General features: G+C 35.8%; 23 protein-coding genes and 2 tRNA genes. 16 read left to right on the top strand and 9 right to left on the bottom strand.

The annotated features are described in order from the left end of the window. Positions 1 to 4 precede the first annotated feature (4 nt). From AAGD90_RS05745 to dapA, 5 genes are all read left to right on the top strand, one after another. Positions 5 to 613: a hypothetical protein gene (locus tag AAGD90_RS05745; protein ID WP_065094800.1), complete on the top strand. Its 609-nt coding sequence runs from the start codon at positions 5 to 7 to the stop codon at positions 611 to 613. 4 nt (positions 614 to 617) lie between these two features. Further along, complete coding sequence (locus tag AAGD90_RS05740; RefSeq protein ID WP_264329850.1) at positions 618 to 1,424, top strand: hypothetical protein; 807 nt, start codon at positions 618 to 620, stop codon at positions 1,422 to 1,424. A gap of 13 nt (positions 1,425 to 1,437) precedes the next feature. Continuing rightward, positions 1,438 to 1,511 (top strand) — tRNA-Arg (locus AAGD90_RS05735). A 67-nt stretch (positions 1,512 to 1,578) separates the two neighbouring features. After that, a complete protein-coding gene (ssb, locus tag AAGD90_RS05730) occupies positions 1,579 to 2,061 on the top strand; it encodes a single-stranded DNA-binding protein (RefSeq protein WP_155969077.1) in 483 nt (160 codons plus the stop codon). Positions 2,062 to 2,070: 9 nt separating this feature from the next. After that, positions 2,071 to 2,952, top strand: a complete 882-nt coding sequence (gene dapA / locus AAGD90_RS05725; RefSeq protein WP_341821808.1) for a 4-hydroxy-tetrahydrodipicolinate synthase — start codon at positions 2,071 to 2,073, stop codon at positions 2,950 to 2,952. Positions 2,953 to 2,990: 38 nt separating this feature from the next. Here the strand turns inward: dapA and ligA are convergent, their stop codons facing one another. Continuing rightward, positions 2,991 to 4,979 carry an NAD-dependent DNA ligase LigA gene (gene ligA / locus AAGD90_RS05720; protein WP_341821807.1) on the bottom strand — a complete coding sequence of 663 codons (1,989 nt, stop codon included), beginning with the start codon at positions 4,977 to 4,979 and terminating at the stop codon, positions 2,991 to 2,993. 214 nt (positions 4,980 to 5,193) lie between these two features. Here ligA and gltX point away from each other — a divergent pair, with 214 nt between their 5' ends. The 9 genes from gltX (at position 5,194) to AAGD90_RS05675 (ending at position 13,941) form a co-directional block, all read left to right on the top strand. Further along, the gene (gene gltX, locus AAGD90_RS05715) at positions 5,194 to 6,516 is read left to right on the top strand and encodes a glutamate--tRNA ligase (RefSeq protein WP_015589198.1); all 1,323 of its coding nucleotides are present in this window, start codon (positions 5,194 to 5,196) and stop codon (positions 6,514 to 6,516) included. Between the two features lie 20 nt (positions 6,517 to 6,536). After that, a complete protein-coding gene (locus tag AAGD90_RS05710; RefSeq protein ID WP_265014298.1) occupies positions 6,537 to 6,692 on the top strand; it encodes a hypothetical protein in 156 nt (51 codons plus the stop codon). A gap of 659 nt (positions 6,693 to 7,351) precedes the next feature. Beyond that, positions 7,352 to 10,681 carry a DNA polymerase III subunit alpha gene (gene dnaE / locus AAGD90_RS05705; RefSeq protein ID WP_341822190.1) on the top strand — a complete coding sequence of 1,110 codons (3,330 nt, stop codon included), beginning with the start codon at positions 7,352 to 7,354 and terminating at the stop codon, positions 10,679 to 10,681. Between the two features lie 48 nt (positions 10,682 to 10,729). Continuing rightward, a complete protein-coding gene (locus tag AAGD90_RS05700; protein ID WP_341821806.1) occupies positions 10,730 to 11,503 on the top strand; it encodes a 30S ribosomal protein S6 in 774 nt (257 codons plus the stop codon). Further along, positions 11,503 to 11,778 carry a 30S ribosomal protein S18 gene (gene rpsR / locus AAGD90_RS05695; RefSeq protein ID WP_007548890.1) on the top strand — a complete coding sequence of 92 codons (276 nt, stop codon included), beginning with the start codon at positions 11,503 to 11,505 and terminating at the stop codon, positions 11,776 to 11,778. Before AAGD90_RS05700 ends, rpsR begins: the two co-directional genes overlap by 1 nt. A 7-nt stretch (positions 11,779 to 11,785) precedes the next feature. Then, entirely contained in the window at positions 11,786 to 12,340 is a 555-nt protein-coding gene (gene rplI / locus AAGD90_RS05690; RefSeq protein ID WP_006279792.1) for a 50S ribosomal protein L9, read from the top strand. A 54-nt stretch (positions 12,341 to 12,394) separates the two neighbouring features. Beyond that, positions 12,395 to 12,580: a hypothetical protein gene (locus AAGD90_RS05685; RefSeq protein WP_341821805.1), complete on the top strand. Its 186-nt coding sequence runs from the start codon at positions 12,395 to 12,397 to the stop codon at positions 12,578 to 12,580. Further along, complete coding sequence (gene purB / locus AAGD90_RS05680) at positions 12,577 to 13,869, top strand: adenylosuccinate lyase (RefSeq protein ID WP_341821803.1); 1,293 nt, start codon at positions 12,577 to 12,579, stop codon at positions 13,867 to 13,869. The genes AAGD90_RS05685 and purB overlap by 4 nt, the downstream gene beginning before the upstream one ends. Further along, a tRNA-Met gene (locus tag AAGD90_RS05675) sits at positions 13,869 to 13,941 on the top strand. Before purB ends, AAGD90_RS05675 begins: the two co-directional genes overlap by 1 nt. 170 nt (positions 13,942 to 14,111) lie before the next feature. Here the strand turns inward: AAGD90_RS05675 and AAGD90_RS05670 are convergent. Then, complete coding sequence (locus AAGD90_RS05670) at positions 14,112 to 15,368, bottom strand: iron-containing alcohol dehydrogenase (RefSeq protein ID WP_264329664.1); 1,257 nt, start codon at positions 15,366 to 15,368, stop codon at positions 14,112 to 14,114. A gap of 42 nt (positions 15,369 to 15,410) precedes the next feature. On the opposite strand from AAGD90_RS05670, the gene dapE reads away from it, so the two are divergent. Beyond that, positions 15,411 to 16,607 carry a succinyl-diaminopimelate desuccinylase gene (gene dapE / locus AAGD90_RS05665; protein ID WP_010082500.1) on the top strand — a complete coding sequence of 399 codons (1,197 nt, stop codon included), beginning with the start codon at positions 15,411 to 15,413 and terminating at the stop codon, positions 16,605 to 16,607. A gap of 117 nt (positions 16,608 to 16,724) precedes the next feature. Here dapE and nth read toward each other — a convergent pair whose 3' ends face one another. Together nth and AAGD90_RS05655 are read right to left on the bottom strand one after the other, a co-directional pair. Beyond that, a complete protein-coding gene (gene nth / locus AAGD90_RS05660) occupies positions 16,725 to 17,363 on the bottom strand; it encodes an endonuclease III (RefSeq protein ID WP_209472633.1) in 639 nt (212 codons plus the stop codon). A 21-nt stretch (positions 17,364 to 17,384) separates the two neighbouring features. After that, positions 17,385 to 18,590, bottom strand: coding sequence for a molecular chaperone DnaJ (locus AAGD90_RS05655; protein ID WP_406722039.1), 1,206 nt, complete (start codon positions 18,588 to 18,590; stop codon positions 17,385 to 17,387). A 91-nt stretch (positions 18,591 to 18,681) separates the two neighbouring features. Here AAGD90_RS05655 and AAGD90_RS05650 point away from each other — a divergent pair. After that, positions 18,682 to 19,514, top strand: a protein-coding gene (locus AAGD90_RS05650; RefSeq protein WP_341821644.1) for an IS5-like element ISWpi1 family transposase whose coding sequence is annotated in 2 segments (ribosomal slippage) — positions 18,682 to 19,051 and positions 19,051 to 19,514 — 834 coding nt in all. Because the reading frame shifts where the segments join, the coding sequence is not laid out codon by codon here. 55 nt (positions 19,515 to 19,569) lie between these two features. Here the strand turns inward: AAGD90_RS05650 and AAGD90_RS05645 are convergent. The 5 genes from AAGD90_RS05645 to era form a co-directional block, all read right to left on the bottom strand. Next, positions 19,570 to 20,429, bottom strand: a protein-coding gene (locus AAGD90_RS05645; RefSeq protein ID WP_156518142.1) for an IS630 family transposase whose coding sequence is annotated in 2 segments (ribosomal slippage) — positions 19,570 to 20,105 and positions 20,105 to 20,429 — 861 coding nt in all. Because the reading frame shifts where the segments join, the coding sequence is not laid out codon by codon here. A gap of 60 nt (positions 20,430 to 20,489) precedes the next feature. Continuing rightward, on the bottom strand, positions 20,490 to 21,014 hold the full coding sequence (locus tag AAGD90_RS05640) for a DUF2163 domain-containing protein (protein ID WP_341821801.1): 525 nt from the start codon (positions 21,012 to 21,014) through the stop codon (positions 20,490 to 20,492). Positions 21,015 to 21,449: 435 nt separating this feature from the next. Continuing rightward, positions 21,450 to 23,429, bottom strand: a complete 1,980-nt coding sequence (locus AAGD90_RS05635; RefSeq protein WP_341821800.1) for a porin — start codon at positions 23,427 to 23,429, stop codon at positions 21,450 to 21,452. 207 nt (positions 23,430 to 23,636) lie between these two features. Further along, positions 23,637 to 24,458 carry a 3'-5' exonuclease gene (locus AAGD90_RS05630; protein WP_006279435.1) on the bottom strand — a complete coding sequence of 274 codons (822 nt, stop codon included), beginning with the start codon at positions 24,456 to 24,458 and terminating at the stop codon, positions 23,637 to 23,639. After that, positions 24,451 to 25,335 (bottom strand): GTPase Era, encoded by an 885-nt coding sequence (gene era, locus AAGD90_RS05625; protein ID WP_341821799.1) that lies wholly within the window; start codon positions 25,333 to 25,335, stop codon positions 24,451 to 24,453. The genes AAGD90_RS05630 and era overlap by 8 nt, the downstream gene beginning before the upstream one ends. Positions 25,336 to 25,432: the final 97 nt, after the last annotated feature.

The following is a 25,432-nucleotide window of genomic DNA, read 5'->3' as shown; positions in this document are numbered from 1 at the left end:
ATTAATGACTATCTCTCAATTAAAAAGAAAAGCTACAATTCAGTTTATATCGTATTTGTTATTATCTGTTGGATTAATAGGGTTATTAACATATGTTGTTATCTATAACGAAAAGATTTATAATAAAAACCAAATTGCGATTGATAAAATACGTTCTATTAATTTACAGATTACTGGAATTCAAAAAAAGGAAGTTGTTCTAAATAAAAACCTAGATTTATGGAAAAAAATTTCTTCTTCAAATTTACATAGTAGCAGATACATTGCAAATTTAAATTTCGAGCTTAGCAAGTTATATAAAAAGTACTATATATTAGAACCTGAAATATCAATTTCTATACCCGAAGAAGTTGAGCTCCACAACAAAAGTGAACGCACAAAAGTAATAAAAAGTGAAGTGGTCCTAAATTTAAGCTCAATCAGCGATAAGCATATTTTTTTATTTCTACAGTCTATTCCAAATCTGCCCGGTTATGTTATGATCAAATCTCTTATTTTAAATAAGCAGAGAAATATTGATGCTGCAACTATGAATCAGATTTTGAATGGTAATATGATAGAGATAGTGAGAGCTAATATAGTCTTTGATTGGTATACTATATTAAGTAGATAAGGTGATGAACATAAAGCTGTTTTTTATTTTTACGCTACTCATTTCCAATGTTAATGCATATTGCAGTTGTGAAGATATCATAGAAAGCATAGAAATTTGTAAGGAGTATTCTTGCCGACAATATATTGGCAATGAAGATTTTATTGAGCATAAAATATTAGGATTAAATAGTGGAAATTTATGCGTATATATAGAAAAACAAGGTAATGATGAAATGGTTTGTCATCATTCTCAGTATGGAATGATGATAGAAAAAAGATATTTTGAAAGTATTCTTAAAGTTGGCAATCAAGAAATCGACGATTTTATTGATATAGCAAATTTGCGTGCAAAAGAGTGTTTCTTTATCAACAATCAAAAACTAAGCTATACAGATCGGGACGATATAATAAGAGAAGCAGTGGAAAGTGACTTTGACGTTTTGTCACAATATAGTAACGTAAAAAGCATTTTTTTTGATGAAGAGCCAGTTAATAAAATGGTTCATGAAATGGAAAAGTTCAATTTATGGTCTTCAAAAGCTGCGAAAGAGGAGAATTTCAACTGTAAGGTAGTGAGTTTAGACTCAATTTTATATCTTTCTCTCGATACATGGAAAATATGGGTAAATGGAAAGTTGTTTATAAACACTAAGGATTTAAAAGTGCACTCAGTCACTGAAAATTATGTAACTTTTGTATGGACCGTAGATCAAAAAGCAATAAAAAAGCATGCGAATGATTCTCAAAATGTATATTTTGGATATGGGAGTATTATGTTTACGCTTTATCCAAAACAAAAATTTGACTTGGATGGCTTATCTATTAAATAACTTAAATATATATGCGCTTGTAGCTCAGTTGGATAGAGCGTTGCCCTCCGGAGGCAAAGGCCGTGGGTTCGAATCCCTCCAAGCGCACTTTTAATTAAATTTGACAATAGTATTTTCACATAAGATAATAAAAGGATTTATTTAGAGCATAATTATGTCTGGTGGTACCATAAACAAAGTCATACTAGTTGGTAATTTAGGAAAAGATCCTGAAATTAGGACTACACAAAATGGAAAAGAAATGGCAAGTTTTTCAATAGCCACGTCTGAAAGTTGGACTGACAAACTTTCCGGTATGCGCTCTGAAAAGACAGAGTGGCATAATATCGTAATTTTTAGTGAAGGATTAGTAAAAATCGTCAAAGATTTTGCACGTAAAGGCAGTAAAGTTTATGTTGAAGGTTCTTTGAGAACTAGAAAATGGACTGACCAAAACGGTGGTGAAAGATACACAACAGAGGTGGTTCTATATAATTTTAATAGCGCTCTTACTCTCTTGGATTCACGAAATAGTGCGCCAAATCCTGATTACAAGCCAAGTGAATACAAACAAGGTGAAACAGGACAAAAAGATAAACACGAAAGTTTTGACAACGATATAAAAGATGAACTACTCGATGATGAAATACCATTTTAACAATTTAAATTGAAATCTACATTTTTATGGACTGCTTGTGTTACTCCTTTTAATTGCAATGGAGATAGTATAGATTATAGCAGTTTGCAGCGTTTACTGACAATGCAAGTTAAAGCTGAAAATGGCGTAGTGTTGCTGGGTAGCACAGGTGAAGGCCTATCGCTTACTGATTCTGAAAAACGCGAGTTAGTTGAATTTGTATGTGAGCTAAAATTAAATACAAAAATTATAATTGGCGTACCAGGAGTGAATCTATATCAGACTCTTGAATGGCTTGATTTTTGCAAGGGTATGCCTATTCATGGCTATCTAATGACAACTCCCATTTATGCAAAGCCCGGAATTATGGGGCAGACTTTATGGTTTGAAAAGCTGCTTGAGAAAGCACATGTGCCGGTTATGTTTTACAATATTCCATCAAGAGCAGGAATAAATCTTCACGCTGAAACTGTACGCAACTTATCCAGCCACGAAAAATTTTGGGCTATCAAAGATTCAAGTGGCACTGTTGATACTTTAGCTCAGTATAAGAAAGTTGCACCAAATATTGAGGTCTTTTGTGGAGATGATAATATGATATCCGATATGGCCGCTTATGGTGCGCCTGGCCTGGTTTCCGTTGCTTCCAATGTTTGGCCATATGTAGCACATGAATATGTTAAGAAGTGCCTCAATGGCAGGAACCCTCAGGCAGATATCTGGCAACAGGCTTGCGAAGCGTTATTTACTGCCAGCAACCCAATACCTACTAAAGCACTTTTGCATGATATTGGTCTTATAGAACATCAAACTGTCCGCCTACCGCTCAGCACAGAAGACTTGCCTTCTGTTGAAAAATTGAGGCAAGTCAATAAAATGATTCTTGGATGGAAAGAATTGGCTACTCTCTAAATAGTCTTGCAACTTTGATTTAATATACAATCCAAGTTTCATTTGAACACTCCCAAACTTATCACTTTATGCCACTGGTCTTCATCTAAAATTTCTACACCTAATTCCACTGCCTTTTTATATTTGGATCCTGGTTTTTCTCCTGCAATTAGGTAGTCAGTTTTAGCAGAAAGATGTGAGCTGACCTTTGCTCCTAGAGTTTTGGCTCTTACTTTTGCCTCTCCTCTACTCATAGCAAGTAGCTTACCAGTAAACACTATAATTTTATTATTTAAAACAGAGTCACTAGAGTTGGAGCTCACAGGAAGAATTTGAAGACAAGCAGTAAGATCATTTAACATTTTGATGTTATGTTCCTTAGAAAAAAATGATTCCAAAGATTCAGCTACTTTTTTTCCTATGCCGTCTATACCTACTAGCTCAGTATTATCTGATGACAGTTCAATCATCGAATTATACCAATTATCATAAGAAACATAATAATCTGCAAGCAATTCTGCTGCAACTTGGCCAATAAATCTAATACCTAAAGAAAATATAAACCTATCTAGAGTTATTACCCTTCTGCTTTGTATAGCATTTAATAAATGAGCTATTGATTTCTTGCCCCAACCAGACTGTTCTTCCAGATTAAATTCATCCAATTTTTCTTCTAAAGTAAAAATATCATGGATTTGTTTTATCAGACCAAGGTCGTAAAAAAACTCTATCTGCTTATCACCAAGGCCAACAATGTCAAATGCATCTTTCGATACAAAATGCTTTAGTTTTTCTATCATTTGAGCTTTACAGGCAAATTCCTCAGGACACCTTACTGCCGCCTCTCCCTCAACCTGACGTACTTTACTACCACATTCAGGGCATACTTCAGGAAACACAAATTCAGGTGTATTTGGAAGACGAGAATCTCTGCTTACTTCAACGATCTGGGGAATTACATCCCCTGCCCTTTTGATTGTTACAATATCTCCCTCTCTTATGTCTTTACGTTTTATCTCATCTTGGTTATGCAGACTTGCTCTACTAACTAGCACCCCACCAACATTGACTGGCACTAAATCTGCAACTGGAGTTAAAACCCCTGTTCTGCCCACCTGTATAAATATCTTGTTTAACTTTGTTTTTGCATAAACCGCAGAAAACTTGTATGCAAGTGCTGAGCGCGGTGCTTTGTGAGTATTCCCTAGACGATTTTGTAGTACCAAATCATTTACTTTATAGACTATTCCATCAATATCATAATCCAAGTTATAGCGACAGTTATAGACTTCATTATAGAACTTCAGCATTCCATCTAAACTACTCGTTAAGGACTGATGCTCATTTACGCAAAAACCAAGTGCCTCAAGCTTATTTAGTACCTCACTTTGACTTTTCTCTGCTCCACCAATCAAAGAATAAGCAAAATATCTAAGAGGTCTGCTTGCTGTAATGTTTGCATCCAATTGCTTTAGAGAACCAGCGGCTGCATTTCGAGGATTGGCAAATTCATCGTTTTCATTTAACTTTAAAAAGTCGCTGTTACTGATGTATATTTCACCTCTGACTTCTAGTCTTCCTTGCACACCTTGCAAAAACTTAGGAAAGCCTTTTATTGTTGCAACATTGTGAGTGACATCTTCCCCTACAAAACCATCACCTCGAGTTGCAGCTTTAACAAATCTTCCATCCTCATAAATTGCAGAAAACGACAACCCATCAATTTTTGGTTCACATAATATCTCTATTTTGTCCTCAATTAAAAACCTCTTTATTTTAGACAAAAATTTCTCTACACCTTGTTCATCATAAGCATTCTCAAGGGAAAGCATAGGTTCTTGATGTTCCACCTTAGAAAACCTCTCATCAGGTGGAGCACCAACACTATCTTGTGTCGCATAAATTTCTGGCTCTATTTCAGCTAACTTTTTCTTCAGTTCATCATATTCAGCATCACTTATTTCTGGCTTATTTTTTTGGTGATACAAAACATTATGATAATTTATTTGATCTTGCAGTTTTTCTCTCATCTTTTCTAAGTTAGTCATGATACCAATATAATGCTACATTAGCCTTTGCCGTCAAGCTGTGAATTTTCTTGAATTTATCATATGGTCTTAATCCATCAAATATCAAAGGTGCCACAATGCTATAGCCATACTTATTCTTCTCTTGCTCAATTGTATTAGCAGACCTCGCTTGCTCTAGCCATATATTTATATAAAATTAAAATAAATTAGAGTAAACAATATTGCTATTTAAATGCTAACAAGATTCGCTCCAAGCCCAACTGGCTACCTCCACGTAGGAAACGTACGAACTGCCTTGGTTTGTTGGATGTACACACGCAATCAAAATGGAAAATTTTTACTCCGTTTTGATGATACTGACCTTCAGCGTTCAGATGTCAAATATATAAATGATATCATACAAGATTTGAAATGGATTGGTATCAATTGGGATGCAAGTTTCAAGCAATCAGAGCGCTTTGAGCGTTACAATGAGGTGTTTTTGCAGTTAATAAAAGAAGGGCATATTTATGCATGCTATGAAACAAGAGAAGAGTTAGACATTAAACGAAAATTGCAGTTAAAACAAGGACTTCCCCCTGTATATGACAGAAGCGCGTTACTTCTAACTGAGCAAGAGAAAATTAGTTATGAGCAAGAAGGAAGAAGACCACATTTTAGATTTAAGTTGGATAGAAATGAGGTTGTTAAATGGAATGATGAAGTTAAAGGTGAAATAAATATTGCAACCAGTAGCATAAGTGACCCTGTGGTAAAAAGAGAAGATGGAATTTACACATACATGTTACCTTCTGTTATTGATGATGTTGACTTTAATGTAACCCATGTTGTACGAGGGGAAGATCATGTAACTAATACCGCAGTTCAGCTCCAAATGATTAAAGCATTAAAAGCGAAAATCCCTACATTTGCTCACCTTTCTCTGCTACATTTTGATGATAGCAAGATATCCAAGCGAGCCGGCGTGCTAGATATCAAATCTATAAAAGAAGATGAAATTGAACCGATGGCACTAGTTAGTTATTTAGTGAAGCTCGGAACATCCAATCCAATTGAAGCTTGCGCCTGTATGCAATCTTTGATTGATTCATTTAATATTAAAAAATTTAGCTCAGCATCTGTACAATTCAGCTTGAGTGAAATATATAAGCTAAATAGCAAAGTTCTGCAACAAATGCCATTTGAAATGGTGCAAGACCGTTTAAATCAAATTGGAGTGGACTCCTCAGAGTTTTGGTATTTTATAAGGAACAATATAGAAAGGTTTTCTGAGGTGGCCAAGTGGTGGAAAATATGCAAATCTGATATAGAGCCTGTGATTCTTGATAAGGAGCTTATAAAAATTGCGTTCAATGCATTGCCCCAAGGTGATTGTAATGAAAACACGTTGTCAGAATGGGTCAAAACTATTCGACAAACAGTGGATATAAAGGCAAAAAACCTATTTACGCAGTTGCGTTCAGCTTTAACAGGAACAGAAACAGGACCAGAGCTCGCTAAACTATTAATTTTTATCGGCAAAGAAAATATCATTGCAAGGTTAAAAGAAAAGTGAAAACTAAAGAATTATAGCTAATGCAATCCCTACGTCATACCGCGATTCATTCGCGGTATCCCTTAGCCGCTAACAAGCAGCGGGATGACGATTGTCAGGGTGTCATCCAAGTAGCCTCTTTCTTGTCATCCCAGTGCCCAGACACTGGGATGACAAAAAAAGGAGCACTGGAATGACAGCAATCTACGTCATACCGCGATTCATTCGCGGTATCTCAGCCGCTAACAAGAGATCCCGCTAACAAGCAGCGGGATGACGGTTGTCGTTTAGCCATAAACATTAAGAAATTTACCAAATAAAAAAAAGGCAAAAGAAGCCCCGTGGTTATTATCCGCTTTAAAATATTGGCGTTTTTTATGTTTTAAACGCTTGACAAGCGAGATTCAGCCGCTTTTAATTGCAACTAACTTACGCTGCAAATGTTTAAGAAATTTACTAAGCAGAAAAAAAGACAAAGAACCCCCGAGTTAGCTAGTCTTTTACTATCTCTGTCGAGTATTGGCATTTTTTGATGTCTTGTAACGCTTTATAAGCGCGTTCAGCTTATTTAGATAAAAATCTAGATGTAGATGAAGTTTTGTAAAGACATACAGTATCTATATACTGCAAAAAATTGAACATAAGACGCCGATACATTAAGTAATCCTTACCTTTTAATCTGCAGATTGGCGAAAGCAAATACAATAGCTTCACTATCATGATAAGGGAGCTGGCGGAGTTTGTCAAGTAAGTTTTTGTATTTTAATTTTAGAATTTTATAGGCTTTTGTTCTCATGAAAATTATGTTCTCATGAGTAAATTAATGTTATCCTTTTTTGTTGATCTAAAGTTTCTTATGTTCATACACTTACGTGTTCATAGTGTTTATTCGCTGCTTGAAAGCTCGGTTAAAATTGAGGAGCTGATCGGCCTTTGTTTGCGAAATAAAATGCCAGCGGTTGCAATTACTGATTCAGGTAACTTGTTTGGCTCACTTGAATTTGCAGAATATGCGGCAAGTAGGGGAATACAGCTAATAATAGGATGCAATATTATAGTTAAACATTCAGAACAAAATTTACCTATATTATTGCTTGCAAAAAATGAGCAAGGGTACACTAATTTAGTCACTTTGGTGAGTGAGTCTTTTAGAAAGCGCAAGAATAACAGCGATATTCCTTACGTTGATTTTGATGAGCTATTGAATTTAAGTACGGGTCTGATCGCTTTAACCGGTGGATGTTTGGCTCAACCATTGTTGGGGCAAGATAAAGAAACGGTTGAAAAACTGCTTTCAGCATTCAATGGTCATTTATATGTTGAATTGCAGCGTCATGGGCTGAATAAAGAGCTAGAGCTTGAAGAAGCTTTGATAGACTTTGCTTATCAGCGCAATATACCACTAGTTGCAACGAACGATGTGTTTTTTCCAAATAGGTCTGACTATGAGGCTTATGATATATTAACGTGTATATCGGAGGGGAGTTATGCCCTGGAGAATAACAGAAAGAAGTTAACTACCGAGCATTACTTCAAGTCTGTGGCAGAAATGGAGGAGCTGTTCAGCGACATTCCCGAAGCAATTCATAACACTTTAGTGATAGCTAAGCGGTGCTCTTACATGCCAAGAAGCAGGCAGCCTATTTTGCCTAAATTTCCTTGTCGAGAAAATAAAACTGAGAATGAAGAACTGAGGGAGCAGGCAGTTGCAGGATTAGAATTCCGTATTGCGAATGAGACAGACATAGACCTTAAACAATACTACGATCGGCTGAATTACGAACTGAGTGTGATAACTTCGATGAACTACGCTGGCTACTTTTTGATAGTTTCTGATTTCATTCGTTGGAGCAAAGCAAATGGCATTCCAGTTGGTCCAGGAAGAGGCTCTGGTGCTGGATCAATTGTTGCTTGGGGCTTGCAGATTACAGACCTTGATCCAATAAAGTTTGGCCTAATATTTGAAAGATTTTTGAATCCTGATCGTGTATCGATGCCTGACTTTGATATCGATTTCTGCCAAGAGAAAAGGGACCTGGTTATTGATTATGTTCAGAAAAAGTACGGTTATGTTGCTCAAATAATCACTTTTGGTAAATTGCAGGCAAGGGCAGTATTGCGTGATGTTGGTAGAGTATTGCAAATGCCTTACTCTCAAGTGGATAAAATATCTAAAATGGTTCCATTTAATCCAGTAAATCCTGTAACTTTATCACAAGCGATAGAGTTTGATCAAAACCTGCAGAAAGAGCGGGATAGTGATGAGGTAATTGCAAAGCTTCTTGATATATCTCTTAAGCTTGAAGGAATATATCGTCACGTTTCAACTCATGCTGCTGGAATTGTAATATGTGATCAAAAGTTGGAAAATTTTGTTCCTGTGTACTACGATCCAAATTCGGCTCTGCCAATCACTCAATACAGCATGAAATATGTGGAGAAAGCTGGGCTAATAAAATTTGATTTTCTTGGACTTGGTACGCTAACGCTAATAGATCATGTGTGTCGTTTAATTAATCGTGATGGAAAAAAGATTGATATTTCTTCAGTTCCTTTGAATGACCAAAAAACCTATGAGATACTCTCAAGCGGTGATTCAATTGGAGTGTTTCAGCTTGAAAGTTCGGGAATGAGAGAAGCTTTAATTAAACTAAAACCGGACTGTATTGAGGATATTATCGCTTTAATTTCCCTTTATCGTCCAGGACCTATGGATAACATTCCAACTTACGTTGCAAGAAAGCATGGACTTGAGAAGCCAGATTATATTCATCCGTTACTTGAAGGAGTGTTAAAAGAAACATTTGGGGTAATAATTTACCAAGAACAAGTGATGGAAATAGCCCGTATTCTTTCCGGGTATAGCTTAGCGGAAGCAGATCTGCTAAGACGTGCCATGGGTAAGAAAATTAAGGAAGAGATGGATAAACAACGTGAACTTTTCATCCAAGGGGCAACGAAGAATGGCGTTGATTATGACAGGGCAAGTTATATCTTTGACCTTGTTGCAAAATTTGCTGGTTATGGGTTCAATAAATCTCATGCTGCAGCATATGCGGTTATATCTTATCAAACGGCTTACCTTAAAGCTAATTATCCATTAGAATTTTTTACAGCACTAATGAATCTGAATATTGATGATAGAGATAAACTGAATTTATTTTATCATGCAGCAAAGTTTAGTGGCGTTACCGTTCTTTCACCTGATATAAACAAGTCTCAAGCTGAATTCTCAATAGAGGATGAACGCATACGTTATGGTATTGCTGCCTTGAGGAATGTTGGTTTTTCTATAGCGGAAGGAATAGTGAACGTACGTTCAAGCGCTTGTAAGGACATATGGGAATTCATTCAAAATTCAGGTCATATAATAAATAAGAGAGCGCTAGAAAGCCTGATTAAATCCGGAGCATTCGATAGCGTGCATAAGAACAGAAAGCAGCTATATGAGTCAATGGACACGCTGATTTACTTTGCAAATAAAAACAAACAGGATAGAGAATCAAGTCAAGCTGCTTTGTTTGGTAGTCTTGATGTCCTCAAACCGAAACTTGAGAATGTGGAAGATTTTGATGAAGAGGAAAAATTAGAACATGAGTTATTTTCACTAGGATTTTATTTAACTAATCATCCGCTTGAAAAATTTAGAACTCTTCTGGAAAAGTTAAATATTGGGTTTATCGGAGAAAATAGAACAGCAAAAACTGCTGGGGTAATATTAAATGCACGTATGAGAACTTCAGAGCGTGGAAGGTTTGTTATCCTCACACTTTCTGATCCCCATAACGTTTCTGAAATAGCATTCTATAATAATGAAATAATAGAAGAAAAAAGAGATTTATTTTCACCAGGAACATTTGTGATAATTGATCTTGAAGCTTCGGAAAATACAACAAGATTAGCAGGCAAGGATATATCTGAGTTTACAAAAAGAGTCACTTCTACAATAAAAGAATTAGTTCTCACCACTGAGTGCACGGATTCGCAAAAAGCCGCTATGGAATTAAACACAATATTGAAAGATGAAGGCAGAACCAAAATAATGCTAAAACTTCTTCTCGAAAAACATAAAGTGAGCATCTTATTACCAGGTGCATACTCAATTGCTCCTCAAGTAATTTATGAAATATCTAATTTAAGCTGGATTAAAGGCGTAGAAATTAATACAAATAACTTGCTTATATAAAAAAGCTTTATATAATGAAATATTTAATCGGTATTAAAGGAAGATATAGTGAATCTTTATGAATTTACTTTTATAGCACAACAAGGATTGTTACAGCAAGAAGTAGAGGAGATGGTCCAAGAGCTAGCTGTTTCATTGAAAAATATTAAAGCAGATATTATGTTCCAGCAAATCAGGGATATTCTGAAAAAAGGAAATGACAAGCTTACAAAACAAGAGTTAGAAGTGCGTGCTGAGGACATTAAAGAAAGTCTAGTTGCTTACTCTGATTTCTTGGAAGATCTTACAAAAATTTTATGGGTTGAATTAGAAGAAGATCTTTCAAATTTGAAAGAAGTGAAGTCAAAAATCGATAAAGAGTTGAAAGATGACCTAAAAGATTTAGGAATAACGCAAGATTTTACAAAATTTCTAGGAGGCAGTACTAAAAGTGCGTTTATCCATAACGCAGTAAATGCTTTGAAGAGAAATATTTCAGAACATCTAATAAAGATTTTTCAAGATATTTTGAAAGATTTTAGAATAAACGGTCCAACTCAATCGAGCAAAGCGTTGGAAATGCTTTTGAAAAACATTGAAGCATCAGGATTAATCAAGTATGAACATTGGGGTCTTTTGGGTTTTGCATATCACAAAAATAAAATGAAGAGCGGTCATTATTGTATAATGTGCATAAGTTCTACTGCAAGCATTCTGGATGAATTTATGCGTAGAATGAAACTTAATGAGAACGTTATTCGCCACTTTCCTGTGCAGGTTGATAAAATTTTTGAAGGTAAATCTCATATGATGAATAAACAAATTGAGGAGCAAAGCGCATAATGATGAAAAGACGAAATAGTTTTAATAATTCTTACGTATCTGTAAATAATAGGACTGGCTTTAGGCGTTCTAAAGTTTGCCCTCTTGCTGCGTCTAAAGATGAAGACATAGATTATAAGAATATAGATTTATTATCCAAGTTTACCTCTGACTATGGTAGGATATTACCTAGAAGATTAACAGGCGTATGTGCAAAAAAACAAAGGAAGTTACGCTTAGCGATCATAAGGGCACGTTTTTTAGCTCTTATTCCTTACTGTACTAAAAAAGTTTAGGTAATTTATGTTGATAATTTTAAAGGAAAATATAAGGACTTTAGGTAAGCTTGGTGAAGTTGTCAAAGTTAAACCAGGTTATGCACGTAATTTTCTTTTTCCACAAAGAAAAGCGGTGAAAGCTACCAAGGAAAATTTAACAAAGCTAGAGGAGCAACGTTTATTACTGGAAGAAGAGAATATAAAAAGATTAAATGTAGCAAAAGAGCTTGCGTTGTCACTACATGATAAGTTTGTGGTATTAATAAAGCAAGCTTCAGAGGATGGTAAAATTTTTGGTTCTGTAACAACACGTGAAATTGCGAAAATTTTACTACAAGAAGGACATGTGATAGATCACCGTAGTTTATCTTTTGGTGGAGTAAGCATCAAAAACTTGGGTGAATACCAAGTAAACGTAGAATTACATAGTGAAGTAGTAGTACCAATTACTATATACGTCGTGAAATCCGAAACAGATGCAAATGAGCTAAGGCAAGTAAAATTGCAAAATCAGAAGTCTGAGCAACAAGAGGCAGAGCAAGATGCGAATAAAGAAGCTACTGATGGTGATGATAGCTGATCAAAGATGATCCCTTGTTATAGTCGTAAAGAAATGTCTGCCATGGCTAAGCTGGTGTCATCCCAGTGCTTCCCTCATGTCATCCCAGTGCGTGACACTGGGATCCAGTTTATTTCATCATGGACATTATTTTATGCTTCTAGAATCCGTTGTCCATTGAATAATTTGCAAATACTTTTATATCTGGATTCCAGTGTCACGCACTGGAATGACACCATTATTGGAATAAATCAAAAATGATTCCCCGCTATAGCAGAAAAGAAATGTCTTCCATTTGGGAGGAAAATAATAAATTTAATATATGGCTTAAAATAGAAAAATTAGCGTGTGAAGCTCAAGCAAAGTTAGGAGTGATTCCGAATAATATTGCTGAGAACCTCTCTGGTGCTATTGAATTTGATGTTGAATGTATCAACGAAATTGAATCCATTGTAAAACATGATGTTATAGCTTTTCTGACATATATTGCTAAAAAAGCGGGAGTTGATGTTCGTTATCTTCATTATGGAATGACAAGTTCTGATGTTTTGGATACATGCCTTGCGGTGCAACTGAAAGAGTCCTGTGATATTTTGCTCGAGAATCTAAAAAATTTACTTGCAGCATTGAAAAAAAAAGCTGAGGACTATAAAGATATTGTTTGTGTTGGACGCAGTCACGGAATGCATGCAGAACCAACAACTCTTGGAATAAAATTTGCCAGATTTTATGCTGAATTTAAACGCAATTATCAGAGATTAATTAGCGCGCAAAAAGAGATCTCAATTTGTAAAATATCAGGTGCAGTAGGCAATTTTGCAAATGTTGATCCGTTTGTTGAAGAATATGTAGCGAAAGAAACGGGACTCATACCTGAAACCATATCATCTCAAATCATTCCTCGTGATAGACATGCCATGTTCTTTTCAGTTTTGGGAGTAATTGCAAGTTCAATAGAAAATGTTGCTGTTGAAATTCGTCATTTGCAAAGAACTGAAATCGGCGAAATTTCTGAGCATTTTTCCACTGGGCAGAAGGGAAGCTCTGCTATGCCACACAAATGTAATCCTATTTTAAGTGAAAATCTGACTGGACTCTCACGTTTAATACGCAGTTATGTTTTTCCTGCGTTAGAAAATGTTGCATTGTGGCACGAACGTGATATATCACACTCGTCTGTGGAAAGATGCATTGCTCCTGATGCTTGTATAACAATGGATTTTGCTTTAGTGCGATTAACAGATTTGATAGATAAATTGGTGATCAATAAGGAAAACATTGAAAAGAACTTAAATTCTTCAAAAGGTTTAGTTTTCTCACAGCGTGTATTGCTTGAGTTAGTAAATAGTGGTTTGGCGAGGGAAGAGGCGTATAAAATTGTTCAGAGCAATGCAATGAAAGTGAAACAAAACAACAGTGATTTTCTGGCCGAATTGAAACAAGATAAACCCTTACTTAAGGTTATTAACTCGGAAAAACTTGAATCTTTGTTTGATTTGAAGTATTATACGAAACATATAGATCGTGTGTATAATAAGGTTTTTAATTAGGCTGAGTAGCTCAGTTGGTAGAGCAGGAGGATCATAATCTCTTGGTCGGGGGTTCAAGTCCCTCCTCAGCCACTCGAACTAAACTATGTTTAGCAAAGCAGTGCTATTGGTGAAACCCAGTGTCAGTTACTTGGAATGAGTTGTATATCCACTCAGGTGAGGAGACAATGGATAAGAGATTGTGAAAAGGGTTTAGCTTTTGGCCTATGATCTCTTTAAATGACAGAATTTCACTACAAAACTTAACTTTCTTCTATGCAGTTAGCTAAGTCAAGAAAGGTGAATCTATCTCTTGTTGTAAACGCAAGATCGACCACTTTACAATATTGTTCTTTATTCCAACTGAGGTGCTCTGGTAAGTGTGGAATTGATAGATCTTCAAATATTTTTTGCAGGTGTTTTGCAGGTAGTAAATTTTGCTTAATTAAACTGGAAATATTATGCCATTCTTTACAAATAATCTCTTGGATTTTTTGCTGCATAATTTGCTTCTGTTCAAAAGTTCTTACAAATTCGATATTATCAAAGCACTGAGTTATATGTTTTACATCTAAAGTGGTCGGTTTGATAATCGGGTTTTGTATTGATAATATCTTTTCCTGCAAATTAGCCATGGTAATCGTCGTAACAGCAATTTTTTCGCCATGTAGTAAGGAATGATCTCTTGTTACCATTTCCATTGCGTGAGCTATCATATGCTCTCCTTGGCTTGCAGAATAGCTGCCTTTTGATATTACCATTCCAAGTCCTGAAATTAGTAGAACTTCCATAAGTAATAGGACCACTTTTCTACTTCTTTTAGTAAGCGCCGTATACTCTCTTAGCAAAATTTGCTCCAAATCGCGAACAAGTGTAAAAGGTAATTCATTGTATTCTGTGCTAAGCAACAAATGAGATAGTAGCCAGTCAGCCTGAACTGTTGAACGACAAATGAAATCTGCAAATCCGCTTAATGTGAGGCGCAGTGGCGCATTGGCAAGTATGTCTATATCTATATATATTGCTCTTGGAAGATGTGCTTTGAACGATTTTTTATATCCATTTACTAATATTGAAGCATTTGCGGATGTATATCCATTCATAGAAGCGGCTGTTGGAAAGGATATATAATCTTTTTTCTCGAGGTAGCTTGCATATTTGCAGATATCGTTAACGGTGCCGCTACCAAATGCAACTATTAAGTCACTGTCTTTTACTTTGTTTCTCACTAGATTTACGGTTTCAAGAGAGGCAGCTCTGCTTGGTGTCATTTCTCTACTTGATGTCATCCCAGCGCGTGACACTGGAATGGCAGGTGGGGTTGGAATAATTAAATGAGAAATTTTATTAAATACGTTTTTGTTTAAAAGTTTTGCTGTATTTTCATCTGCAACTAGAAAGATGTCATTTCCGTGTTGTGTGCATATTTCATAGATATCATCAGCAAGGTGGTAATCTGTTATTACTTCCCTTAGAAAAGTTTGTTCGGTTTGATGTAATATTTGTTTTAAATAGTGCATAGAGTGTGTACAATATAGCAGTATAAGTATTTTAAGATTGACATGAAAATTGACCCTGTAGAGCTAACTAGGAAATTGATCTCTTTTGAGAGTATAACACCAGAAGACAGCGGGGCAATAGAGTATATAGCAACAATCTTCAAGAAGAGCGGCTTTGATTGTGAGATTTTAGAATTTGGTGATAAAGTTAAAAATCTTTATGCGAAATATATAAATGGAGTACCAAATTTGTGCTTTGCTGGGCACGTTGATGTTGTACCACCGGGTCAGTTAAAAGATTGGGCATTTGGTCCATTTAAACCAGAAGTGAGGGATGGAATGCTATATGGAAGAGGGGCCGCTGATATGAAAAGCGGAGTAGCTGCATTTATTGCTGCTATGGTAAATTTGATTGCAGAGAAGTTTCAGTTCAATGGTTCAATAAGTGCATTGATTACCAGTGCTGAAGAAAGCATGGAAGAATATGGAACAAAGGCAGTTTTGGAATGGATGAAAAATAAGCAGAAAAAGATAGATTTTTGTGTGGTTGGCGAACCAACCAGTAGTGAGAAATTAGGTGATACCATAAAAATAGGCAGAAGAGGTTCTGTAACATTTGAATTAATTTGCCATGGAAAACAAGGGCACGTTGCCTACCCAGACCTAGCAGACAATCCAATATATAAGGTAATATCGATATTGAGTAAGGTAAAAAATACTACTTTTGATCATGGTAATAAATATTTTCAGCCTTCACATTGCGAAGTTACTACTATCGATGTTGGAAATAATACTAGCAATCTAATACCTGGCTCAGCAACTACACGTTTTAACATTCGATATAACAATGAACAAACACCGGGTGGCTTATATAAGCTGATTGATGAAATATGCTCCAGTGTAACTAACGATTATAAACTTTCTATGCATAGCAGCAGGGACGTTTTCCTCTCTACTCCCGATAGAAATACTGATATTATGCTTGATGCAATAAGTAAGGTTACCAACATTGATGCTATACTTAGCACAAGTGGTGGCACATCTGACGCTGCGTTTATCAAAGATGTTTGTCCAGTGATTGAATTTGGTATAATCAACAAAACTGCACATCAGATAAACGAATGCGTATCAGTAAACGATATACACAAGTTAACAGCTATATATAAGGAATTTATAGAAAATTATTTCAATCCCACTAATAAAATATTGAATCAGGTCAACGTAGTTAGTAATATATCTAGTGGTCCATTGTTAGCTTAGATGTAATCAGATCTCTTGCATAACTGTTGTTTGAATAATAACTTGTATCATTCCAGCAAAATGTGTCAAGTAAGTTTTTTCGTTTCTATAGCTACTTGGATGACAAAAAAAGAAATACTAGACTTTATACCTTTTGCACTCAAATTCACATAAATCATGAATTATGCACGTTTCACACGAAGGTTTCTGTGCTTTGCAAACATATCTACCATGCAAAACTAGCCAATGATGAGCATAAAGCAGGTATTTTTTGGGAACCACATTTAAAAGAGATTGTTCTGTTTTAAACACATCTTTTTCTTTCACAAGCCCGATTCTATTGCTCACTCTAAAAACGTGAGTATCAACTGCCAATGTTGGAATGCCAAGCCCCGAATTTAAGAACACATTAGCGCTCTTTCTTCCCACTCCCGGCAAAGACACCAAATCATCGAAATCAGTAGGCACTTTGCTATTGTACCTCTCAATCAATATTTTGCTGAGCCCGATTATGTTTTTTGCTTTGGAATTATATAAACCAATACTGCTTATGCATTTTCTTAGCTCACTCTGCCCAAAACTCAGCATTTTTTCTGGCGTATCAGTGATACTAAATAGCTCCTTTGTAATTTTATTAACGCTTATATCAGTTGTTCGCGCTGATAGAACTATCGCAACTAATAACGTAAAATCATTGGTATAATTCAGCTCTATTTTTGGTGCAGGATTTGATTGCTTGAATTTTTCAAATATCAGTTCTACTTTTTTTGAGTCCATGCATAGAGCTAAAAGCTTATACTACACTGGTTGCTGTGCAAATTCAATTCCTTTAGGCTTAGATAGTCCTTCAGCATTAACATCAGACATATCAGTTTTTACCTCATCAAAATTCCTCTCAGCAAATTCGCTTGCCACTTCCGCAAAACACTTTTTAATAAGAGGCATAACAATTGGCATTAACAGTTTTCGTGGATCATACCATCCTAACAGGTCAGTTTCCTTTTGTACCCTATCTCTTGGATCCTCTTCTAGTAAATCTTTTGTGTGCTTTTCAGCATATATTTCACAGCCTTTTGAGAAAACAGGAGCTAACATTTCAATTAATACTGCCAATAACAATAGTGAACCAAGTATGGTTCCACCAACAGTTAATCTATTAGCAATGAAATTTGTTGTAAGTAGATAAACAGAAAAAGCAGCTAAAGGATAGTTGATAAGAAGCTTACTGCCTAGCGCGATATAGTTCATTTTACTTATGAATTCATCAGTGGAAATTTCTGAATTTTTATACTTTTCCATATAATAATTCACTAATAAACCAAAGGCTCTACTAATAGCGATGTTAAATGCTATGATCCACCATGAAAAATAGCAACCTATAGTAACTGTAGTTAACAGGCCTAAGGGTAGAACACTAAGAGTCCGAATAAATAGTAAGGCATTTTTACGTTCTATAAATCTTAACGCTAATTCTTTTTTATCCTCATCTACTAGGTTCTTTTTTTCCTTTAGAGGAGAAATATAAAGAAATAGCCGTATACTAGGTTTTGATAAGCGTTTATTAAGCTCGCCAGGGTCTGACGGCCTAAAAAAACTGCCATAAATATCTCCTGAAAAACAGTATTCCACATCCTCTTCAAACGCACTATCATTCTTTTTTAATATAGAAGTCAATTCATCAAAATCTTTACCTATAGCTTCTTCACCAATCCCTAGTGTATCAAACAGCTTCTTTCTATAATGAAATTCACGTGCTGTTAAACGTCCATTACTTTCAGCACCAACACTGACTTTAACACAAGGATTTCCTGACTCTAAAGGTTCAATGTACTTTTTTAGCTCTTGATAAGCTTTATAAATCTGATCAAATCTATTTTTGTCTCCACCTTTGTCAGGATGGTTTACAAGTATCAATTTATTATATTGTTTTTTCAGAAACTTGCTAAGAGCTTGATAATCCTTACCTACAATTTGTTCAGCTTTTATCTCTAGTACGTTAAACAGATCATTATTATCATAAAACTCCTGACCAGTTAGAGGTTGTCCGGAAACAAGTAAAAGGCTATAATATCTGAAATTTTAGTACGGGGTAAAGATGAGAAAAAAGTATCCAACAGATCTAAGCGAAAGGGAATGGGCAAGAATAGAAAAACACTTCAGAGTATCATACAAGAAAGGAGGAAGGCCGCAAAAGTATAGCAAAAAAGAAATATTAGAAGCAATTTTCTATGTATTGCGTACAGGGTGTCAATGGCGGTATTTACCAAATGATTTTCCGCTATGGAAGACTGTGTATGAGCAGTTCAGGCAATGGAAGAAGCAGGGAATTTTTGAGAAAATGAATTATGAAATTACAAAATATAGTAGAAGAAAAATAGGAAGGAATGAGCAGCCGAGTGCCTGTATAGTAGATAGTCAATCTGTAAAGACTACAGAAAAGGGGGGATCAAAGGCTATGATGGAAGTAAAAAAGTAAAGGGTAGAAAAAGGCATATAATTACAGACACTCAGGGTTTTATACTAGGTTGTTACGTAGGCGCTGCTAACGAAAATGATAGAGATGGTATTAAAATAGCATTAAACAATATGAGAACAAAATATACTAAAGTTAAAAAAATGTGGGCTGACATGGGATACCAAGGAAGAAATTTAAAGAATCACATAAAGGAAGAATATGACATAGATATTGAAATTGTTAAAAGGCCTCCATGTAGATTTTGGGTGCACAAAGATACGCCACCTGAGCTACTACCAACAAGAGAACAAGGGTTTAAAGTACAGCCAAGAAGATGGGTTGTAGAAAGGACTTTTGCTTGGGTTAATAGGAATAGAAGGCTATCGAAGGAGTATGATTTACTCACAACATCCACTGAGAATTTCATATACCTAGCTATGAGTAGGGTTATGTTAAAGAGGGAATATGCTTGAATTTACTAGTTTCCCGACAACCTCTTATAGCATTTCTCATAATAGTCCGAATAGGTCATAGGAAGGCAGAATCAACAGCACGACGAAAGGATTCGAATAGAGGAATGTTTTTCCTGGCTCTGTTTTTTATAGCAAACCAATGATGCTCAATTTTGTTAAAATCTGGAGAATAAGGCGGCAGATACAAAATTTCTGCACCGACTCCTTTAGCGAGCTTGATAAGCTTATCAGACTTATGAAAAGTAGCATTATCAAGAATGACAGTTTGTCCAGGTTCTAAGATCGGTGCCAAAAATTGCTCAAACCATCCATTAAAAATATCCATATTACAGTGGCCTTCAAATGTTAATGGAGCAACTATCTTTCTTCTACTTAAGGCTGCAACCATGCTGATTCGTTGAGTTTTTTTTCCAGATTTTAGGGCATAAAATCGCTGTCCTTTCTGGCAATACCCATATGGATAGTCCTCCGTGTTATCAATCCCAGACTCATCTATATACACTAAGTTTTCTGGTTCTTTTGTTGCTATAATTTTTAAGAATTCAGCACGTTTTTCTTCGTTCCTTTCCTTGTATCCATATGTCTTTTTTTGCGCGTAAATCCAATTTTTCTGAGAGCTCGGTGGATCGTTTGGATACTAACGTTGCCCCAAAGTTTAGCCATTTCCGACAGAGTTTTTCTACCGTGTTTTTTAGCAAATTCGATAAACTTATTCCAGTCGATAATTTTCTGATTGTAACCTCCATTACCGAGTTTTTTTGACTGAAAGTCGCCTGTTTCTTTTTTTCTTTGCTGCCACTCCCACAAAGTAGTTCGTCCAATTTTAAATCTTGCTGCCACTGCTTCTCTGCTTTCCCCTTCGTCTAGTGCTTCCATTGCTTTTTTTCTTAAATCATAACTATATGCTGCCGGCATCCAACCTCCTTATCGCCATCTATCCTTAATCTTATCATATCCGGACTTCTGTGGAAAGAGCTATACTTTAGTGATTGTACTTATTTTACTAAATTTTTTAGTATCGGCTTTACATTTATCATCGCAAAATTGTGCTCTGCATGCAGGAGAGTATAATTCTGCTATGCTTCTCTCAAGCTTTGCTGAAAGCCCTCTAATTTCAACAATAAATCTTCCACTACTTAATGTCACTTTACCAAAAATTCCTGAATGTAGATTCATTGTTCCCTGGGTCAAGTCTTTATAATTCACAAGAAATATTTCAATATTTGCAAAGTCGTACTTTCCTGATAAAACATCTTCTTCTTTAATATCAGCACTATTTAATATCCCTTCAATTTCTAGATTATCAGTTTTCAAATCGCTGTTTAATATTATACTACTGGCTGTAAATCCACTTGAAGATTTATAGAGTATATTATCAATATTTAAATCTTCATCATAGTCAGTGAATCCCATTACTTCTCCACCTGCGAGCTTTAATTTCCAGCACGTAGCGGTGGTAAGTAATTCTCCAGCTAAATGATTTTTTAGTGTGGTTTGCATAGGGGCCTCCTGCTTAATTGATTAAATTTGAAAGTAGCTATACGGCCAGTAGAATAAGGGCAGTGTGTTCTTTTCTCATCATCTAAGTAGCCATAAAGCGTCATTCCGGTGACCATAGGGTGTCATTCCAGTGCTTGACACTGGAATCCAGGAAATTTTGCTTGTAAGTAAGCAAACTGATTTGGTGAGCATAAAAAGTGGCTGATCTTATGCTGAATAAACGCTTTTGATGAAGTTGCATGGAAAGCTGGATCCCAGTGTCTGGGCACTGGGATGACATCCTTCTTGGTGGAGTGTCCTCAAATCACAATGTTCGTACAGTTGTGTGTCACGCACTGGGATGACAGGAGAGAGGAACCATATGTTTATTTGATCGACAAATAAACACTAACAGACAAGAATACACCACAGTTAACTGTGGTGTGTACTGGCTGGTTAGAAAGAAAACTTCACACCAGTAAGAAGGAGAATTCCTTGGTTAGAAGGTACATCAGCATCAGACTCATCTTTCAGCTTACCTGTTTCGTTAGTCATAAAATAATGGAGAGCTGCGTAAGGAACAAATTTGCTCTTACTGCATGCAGGAGACAGATCATATTGAACGCCAAGTGCACCATCATGAAGCATATCTTTGTCATTCATTCTGCTGCCAAAATACGTCAAACTTGTGTAGATATTCTCATGTTGATACCCAGCTCCTACAGTCCAATACATGGTATCTATACTATCTTTACCAAATTGAGCTTTCAGCCCTTCCACTCTTTTGCCATCAGTAGCATCTTTACTATCAATTTCCGTATAGGTATCACCAATTAATTTTTTAATACCCTTCGGTTGACCAGATTTGCCCAAGTATGCAAAAGAGGCAGCAAACTTTACGCCTTGATCTTCATTAATCTTATAATCAGCGCTTACACCAAAATTAACACCCATCAGGTCATTATACTCCACAAATTCCTTATAAAGATGCTTATCTTTACTTGGTTGCTTTGGAAAGCCATATTCACCAACTGCAGAAGTTTTAACTTTTATGTTATGTTTATCAAAGTCATATTCATATGATGCACCAGCACTTACTATGTGCTCATAGTCTGGGCCGACATGCTTTATCGTTTCCTTATGTTCTATCTTACCGCCTTTATCTTCTGAAACTGTTTCTTTTACAGTAAACAAACCACTATCATAACGAGGTGAGTAGCTGATACCAAATCTTGCGCCCATATAATTTGGCGAGTAGTAAGCAACTCTAAATGGCAGTGTAGTCATAACGCCTTTGTTATATTCCCCTGCCATGCGGAAAGAGAATTTTTCACTTTCACTCGAAAAACTTTCAGTGTAAAGACGTGGTGTTACATAAAATGGAAAGCTAGCAGCGCTTCCTTCTAAGTTCACTTTTCTGAACCAGTCACTATCTGCAGCTCCGTCAACAGTCGCAATTCTTGTTGCATCAAGCCTCATCAGAGCCTCAGGACCAAATTGGTAACCAAGCTTCACGTCACCATATTTTGAGTTAACAAACACATGCGCACTTCTGCCTTTTGCAGCATAAACACCCTGTGAAGCTCCCTTACCTTCGGTCACTGGAACATGAAACTGCACGTCAGCACCATAAAGAAGACCTAAATCTTCATTCTTATTTTCTGCTCTGAGGTGCAATATCGCGTCAGCAATCATACCCATATCGTTGCTGTAATCACCAATATTTCCTATTCCTTCATAGAATATTGGATTTGCTCCTCTTGTTATATCTGGAGTGGCATTATAATACTCTGTAGATCTGTTTGGCATAACGTTATAACGTTTATAATCTGCGCCACTTGGTCCAGCTTTGCCATAACCTTGAGAATCAACAACACCACCAAAAGTTATTCTTAAATTACTTTGCCCTTGATTGGTATCGATAATATCAACTCCACCAACTGAAACAACAGGGCTTGCCTTACCTTTTTCCTCTGTATTTTTGTTAACAACTTTTATATCCTTCTTTACATCTTTAGCTTCAACTTTAGCATTCTTAGTTTTAGAACGCTTAGTTTTTGAAACTTTACCTTTTTCTATATTAGAATTCTTAGCGTTTAGAGCTTTCGCTTTTGAATCCTCTATAAGCTTTGCTTTTTTCTCATTTGCTAGCCTGATCTCCTCTTTTTTCTTCTGCTCGGCTGCTAATCTTAGCTCCTCTTTTTTCTTAAGCTCTTCAGCTTTTTTTCTTGGATCAGCATTACATATTCTGTCCATCTTTTCTTTCAGTTTTTTATTTGATGTTTTCATAACTTCCACTTTTCCAGAAGTTTTTGTGCTCTCTTGCTTTTTTATTTCCTTCATACTCTCATCAGGAAAGTCAGCTGCAAAACTGCTGAAAGAACATAAAGTTAATAAAGAAACTAGAGCAGTTCTAGTATACATAGACTTTTTCATGAAGTGCCCCCAAAAAATTTCGAAATCATATCTTAAATGTAAATAGTATAAAAATGTTGAAAATTCAACTTAAAGCAACCTTATAACGAAAATAAAAGTAAAATGCAATACCTTAAAAGCAACTTTCTTAATATGCTCAACGTGTATATTAACCAAAATTTAGTACAGAGGTTCGCTTGTTAGTGCATTATAACTCGACTATTTATTCTATGGAAGTAAAATTTTTCCACCACAAGTTATTTGCCATTCTTCTTTAAATTTCTTTAGGTATTCTTTTTTTTCGCACTCTAAAAGCAGCTCTTCCACACTTTTGTTGTAGCTTTCAGTAGTAATCCTTCCCTGATGATGCATGAACCTTAAGTAAATCAAATAAGTGTTAATTACATCTGTTTCACAATAATCTCGAATCTCTTGTATCTTGCCGCTATCGTATAAGTCCATAACTTGTGACCCATCAACTCCAATCTTACCAGGAAGATTAAATGCTGCACAAACTTCGTTCATTTTTACTCTCGCAGAAGCTCCAAAATCAGAGAGGGATTCAAGCAAATCACAATGCCAATCACTGCTATATCTCTGATTGTAACTATTCCACTTATCGCCAGCTTTATGAAAATATTCTGCTTGAATGCCATGGACCATAGCACGATACTTCAGCACTGGTATATCAAAAGTGCGTCCGTTGAACGAAACTAATCTTGGCTTTTTCTCTGATATGTAGTTAAAAAATCCTTTCACTAGCTCCTTTTCACTGGAATTTAGTGTGCCTCCAGATCTTATTTCTTGCAGTGTGAACACCTCATAACCACTCTGGTAGCTTATATTGCAAAGTAAAAAACTAATAACTACAACAAGGTGAAAAGGCTGACGCAGAAAAGAGTTTTGCCCGTTTGTTATTTCAAGATGATATTTTGTTAATGCATCCCTCTTCTCTTCTACACTACTATCATCACTAATATTGAGTAAATTTTTGCAGGAATTTACATCTGGTATAGTTTCAATATCAAATACCAATAAAGAATTAAGCATTGCCTATATACTCCTCCGGACGGTCGATCCAAGGTCGCACTTTCACAAATAAAAAGAGGTGTACCTTGCACTCAAATAATTTTTCTAGTTCAGCACGCGCTTCGATATTAATTTTTTTAATATTACTGCCATCTTTTCCTAGTACTATTTTTTTATGACTATCTTTCAACACAAATATGATCTGTTTGATGACTAAACTCTTATCTTTTTTTTCCTCAAATTGTTCAGTTATAACAGCTGTAGAGTATGGCAATTCTTCACGCAAGTTCAAGAATAATTTTTCTCTCGTAATTTCTGCTGATAAAAAATTTGTCGAGGAATCGGTTATTTGATCTTCTTCATAAAACCAGGGGCTCACCGATGCAACTTCAGACAAGTAATTCATCAAATCAGAAAGTCCATCATTCTTTAATGCTGATATCATAAAAACCTTTTCAAATTTATAAAGCAAATTCAGATGCTCATGCGCCATCTTTAATTCAGGCCTTTTTACCAAATCAGTTTTATTGATAACCAAAATGCATCTGCCTTTTGTGCGCTGCAGCCGCATAAATATAGTCTTAATTCTTTCTATATTTTTCAAATAATTGCTTACATCAACAAGCAACAAAGTGATTTCACTATCCTTAACTGCCGACCATGCAGATTTGACTAAAGCTTTTTCAAGTTTTGTTTCTGCTGAGAAAATTCCTGGGGAGTCAGTAAAGACAATTTGTGTGTTGTTGCATGTTGCAACACCCCTTATTTGCGTCCTTGTTGTTTGCACTTTAGGGGTGACAATTGCAATTTTCTTGCCTATGATGCTGTTAATTAATGTAGACTTCCCAGCATTTGGTAAGCCAGCTATGGTTACAAATAAGCATTTTTGTTCTTTCACAAAGAAAATTATAAAGAAAACTGAATGCCCGCGTCAAGCTACTTATATGACAAGAAGGATGACAGAACCCTTTTTGGTTAGCATGCAAAAAGGAAAA

Origin of the sequence: Wolbachia endosymbiont (group A) of Ischnus inquisitorius (assembly GCF_964026985.1) — a bacterium.
Classification (GTDB): Bacteria; Pseudomonadota; Alphaproteobacteria; order Rickettsiales; family Anaplasmataceae; genus Wolbachia; species Wolbachia pipientis.
This window is presented reverse-complemented; position numbering and strand designations above follow the sequence as displayed.

Bases quoted from the DNA above. Each gene is read 5' to 3' on its own strand.
- dnaE (WP_341822190.1), top strand. From the start codon at position 7,352: ATGTTCATACACTTACGTGTTCATAGTGTTTATTCGCTGCTTGAAAGC.
- gltX (WP_015589198.1), top strand. From the start codon at position 5,194: ATGCTAACAAGATTCGCTCCAAGCCCAACTGGCTACCTCCACGTAGGA.
- rpsR (WP_007548890.1), top strand. From the start codon at position 11,503: ATGATGAAAAGACGAAATAGTTTTAATAATTCTTACGTATCTGTAAAT.
- AAGD90_RS05630 (WP_006279435.1), bottom strand. From the start codon at position 24,458: ATGCTTAATTCTTTATTGGTATTTGATATTGAAACTATACCAGATGTA.
- nth (WP_209472633.1), bottom strand. From the start codon at position 17,363: ATGGACTCAAAAAAAGTAGAACTGATATTTGAAAAATTCAAGCAATCA.
- ssb (WP_155969077.1), top strand. From the start codon at position 1,579: ATGTCTGGTGGTACCATAAACAAAGTCATACTAGTTGGTAATTTAGGA.
- AAGD90_RS05640 (WP_341821801.1), bottom strand. From the start codon at position 21,014: ATGCAAACCACACTAAAAAATCATTTAGCTGGAGAATTACTTACCACC.
- AAGD90_RS05740 (WP_264329850.1), top strand. From the start codon at position 618: ATGAACATAAAGCTGTTTTTTATTTTTACGCTACTCATTTCCAATGTT.
- AAGD90_RS05635 (WP_341821800.1), bottom strand. From the start codon at position 23,429: ATGAAAAAGTCTATGTATACTAGAACTGCTCTAGTTTCTTTATTAACT.
- purB (WP_341821803.1), top strand. From the start codon at position 12,577: ATGATTCCCCGCTATAGCAGAAAAGAAATGTCTTCCATTTGGGAGGAA.
- ligA (WP_341821807.1), bottom strand. From the start codon at position 4,979: ATGACTAACTTAGAAAAGATGAGAGAAAAACTGCAAGATCAAATAAAT.
- dapE (WP_010082500.1), top strand. From the start codon at position 15,411: ATGAAAATTGACCCTGTAGAGCTAACTAGGAAATTGATCTCTTTTGAG.
- rplI (WP_006279792.1), top strand. From the start codon at position 11,786: ATGTTGATAATTTTAAAGGAAAATATAAGGACTTTAGGTAAGCTTGGT.
- AAGD90_RS05710 (WP_265014298.1), top strand. From the start codon at position 6,537: ATGCAATCCCTACGTCATACCGCGATTCATTCGCGGTATCCCTTAGCC.
- AAGD90_RS05670 (WP_264329664.1), bottom strand. From the start codon at position 15,368: ATGCACTATTTAAAACAAATATTACATCAAACCGAACAAACTTTTCTA.
- AAGD90_RS05745 (WP_065094800.1), top strand. From the start codon at position 5: ATGACTATCTCTCAATTAAAAAGAAAAGCTACAATTCAGTTTATATCG.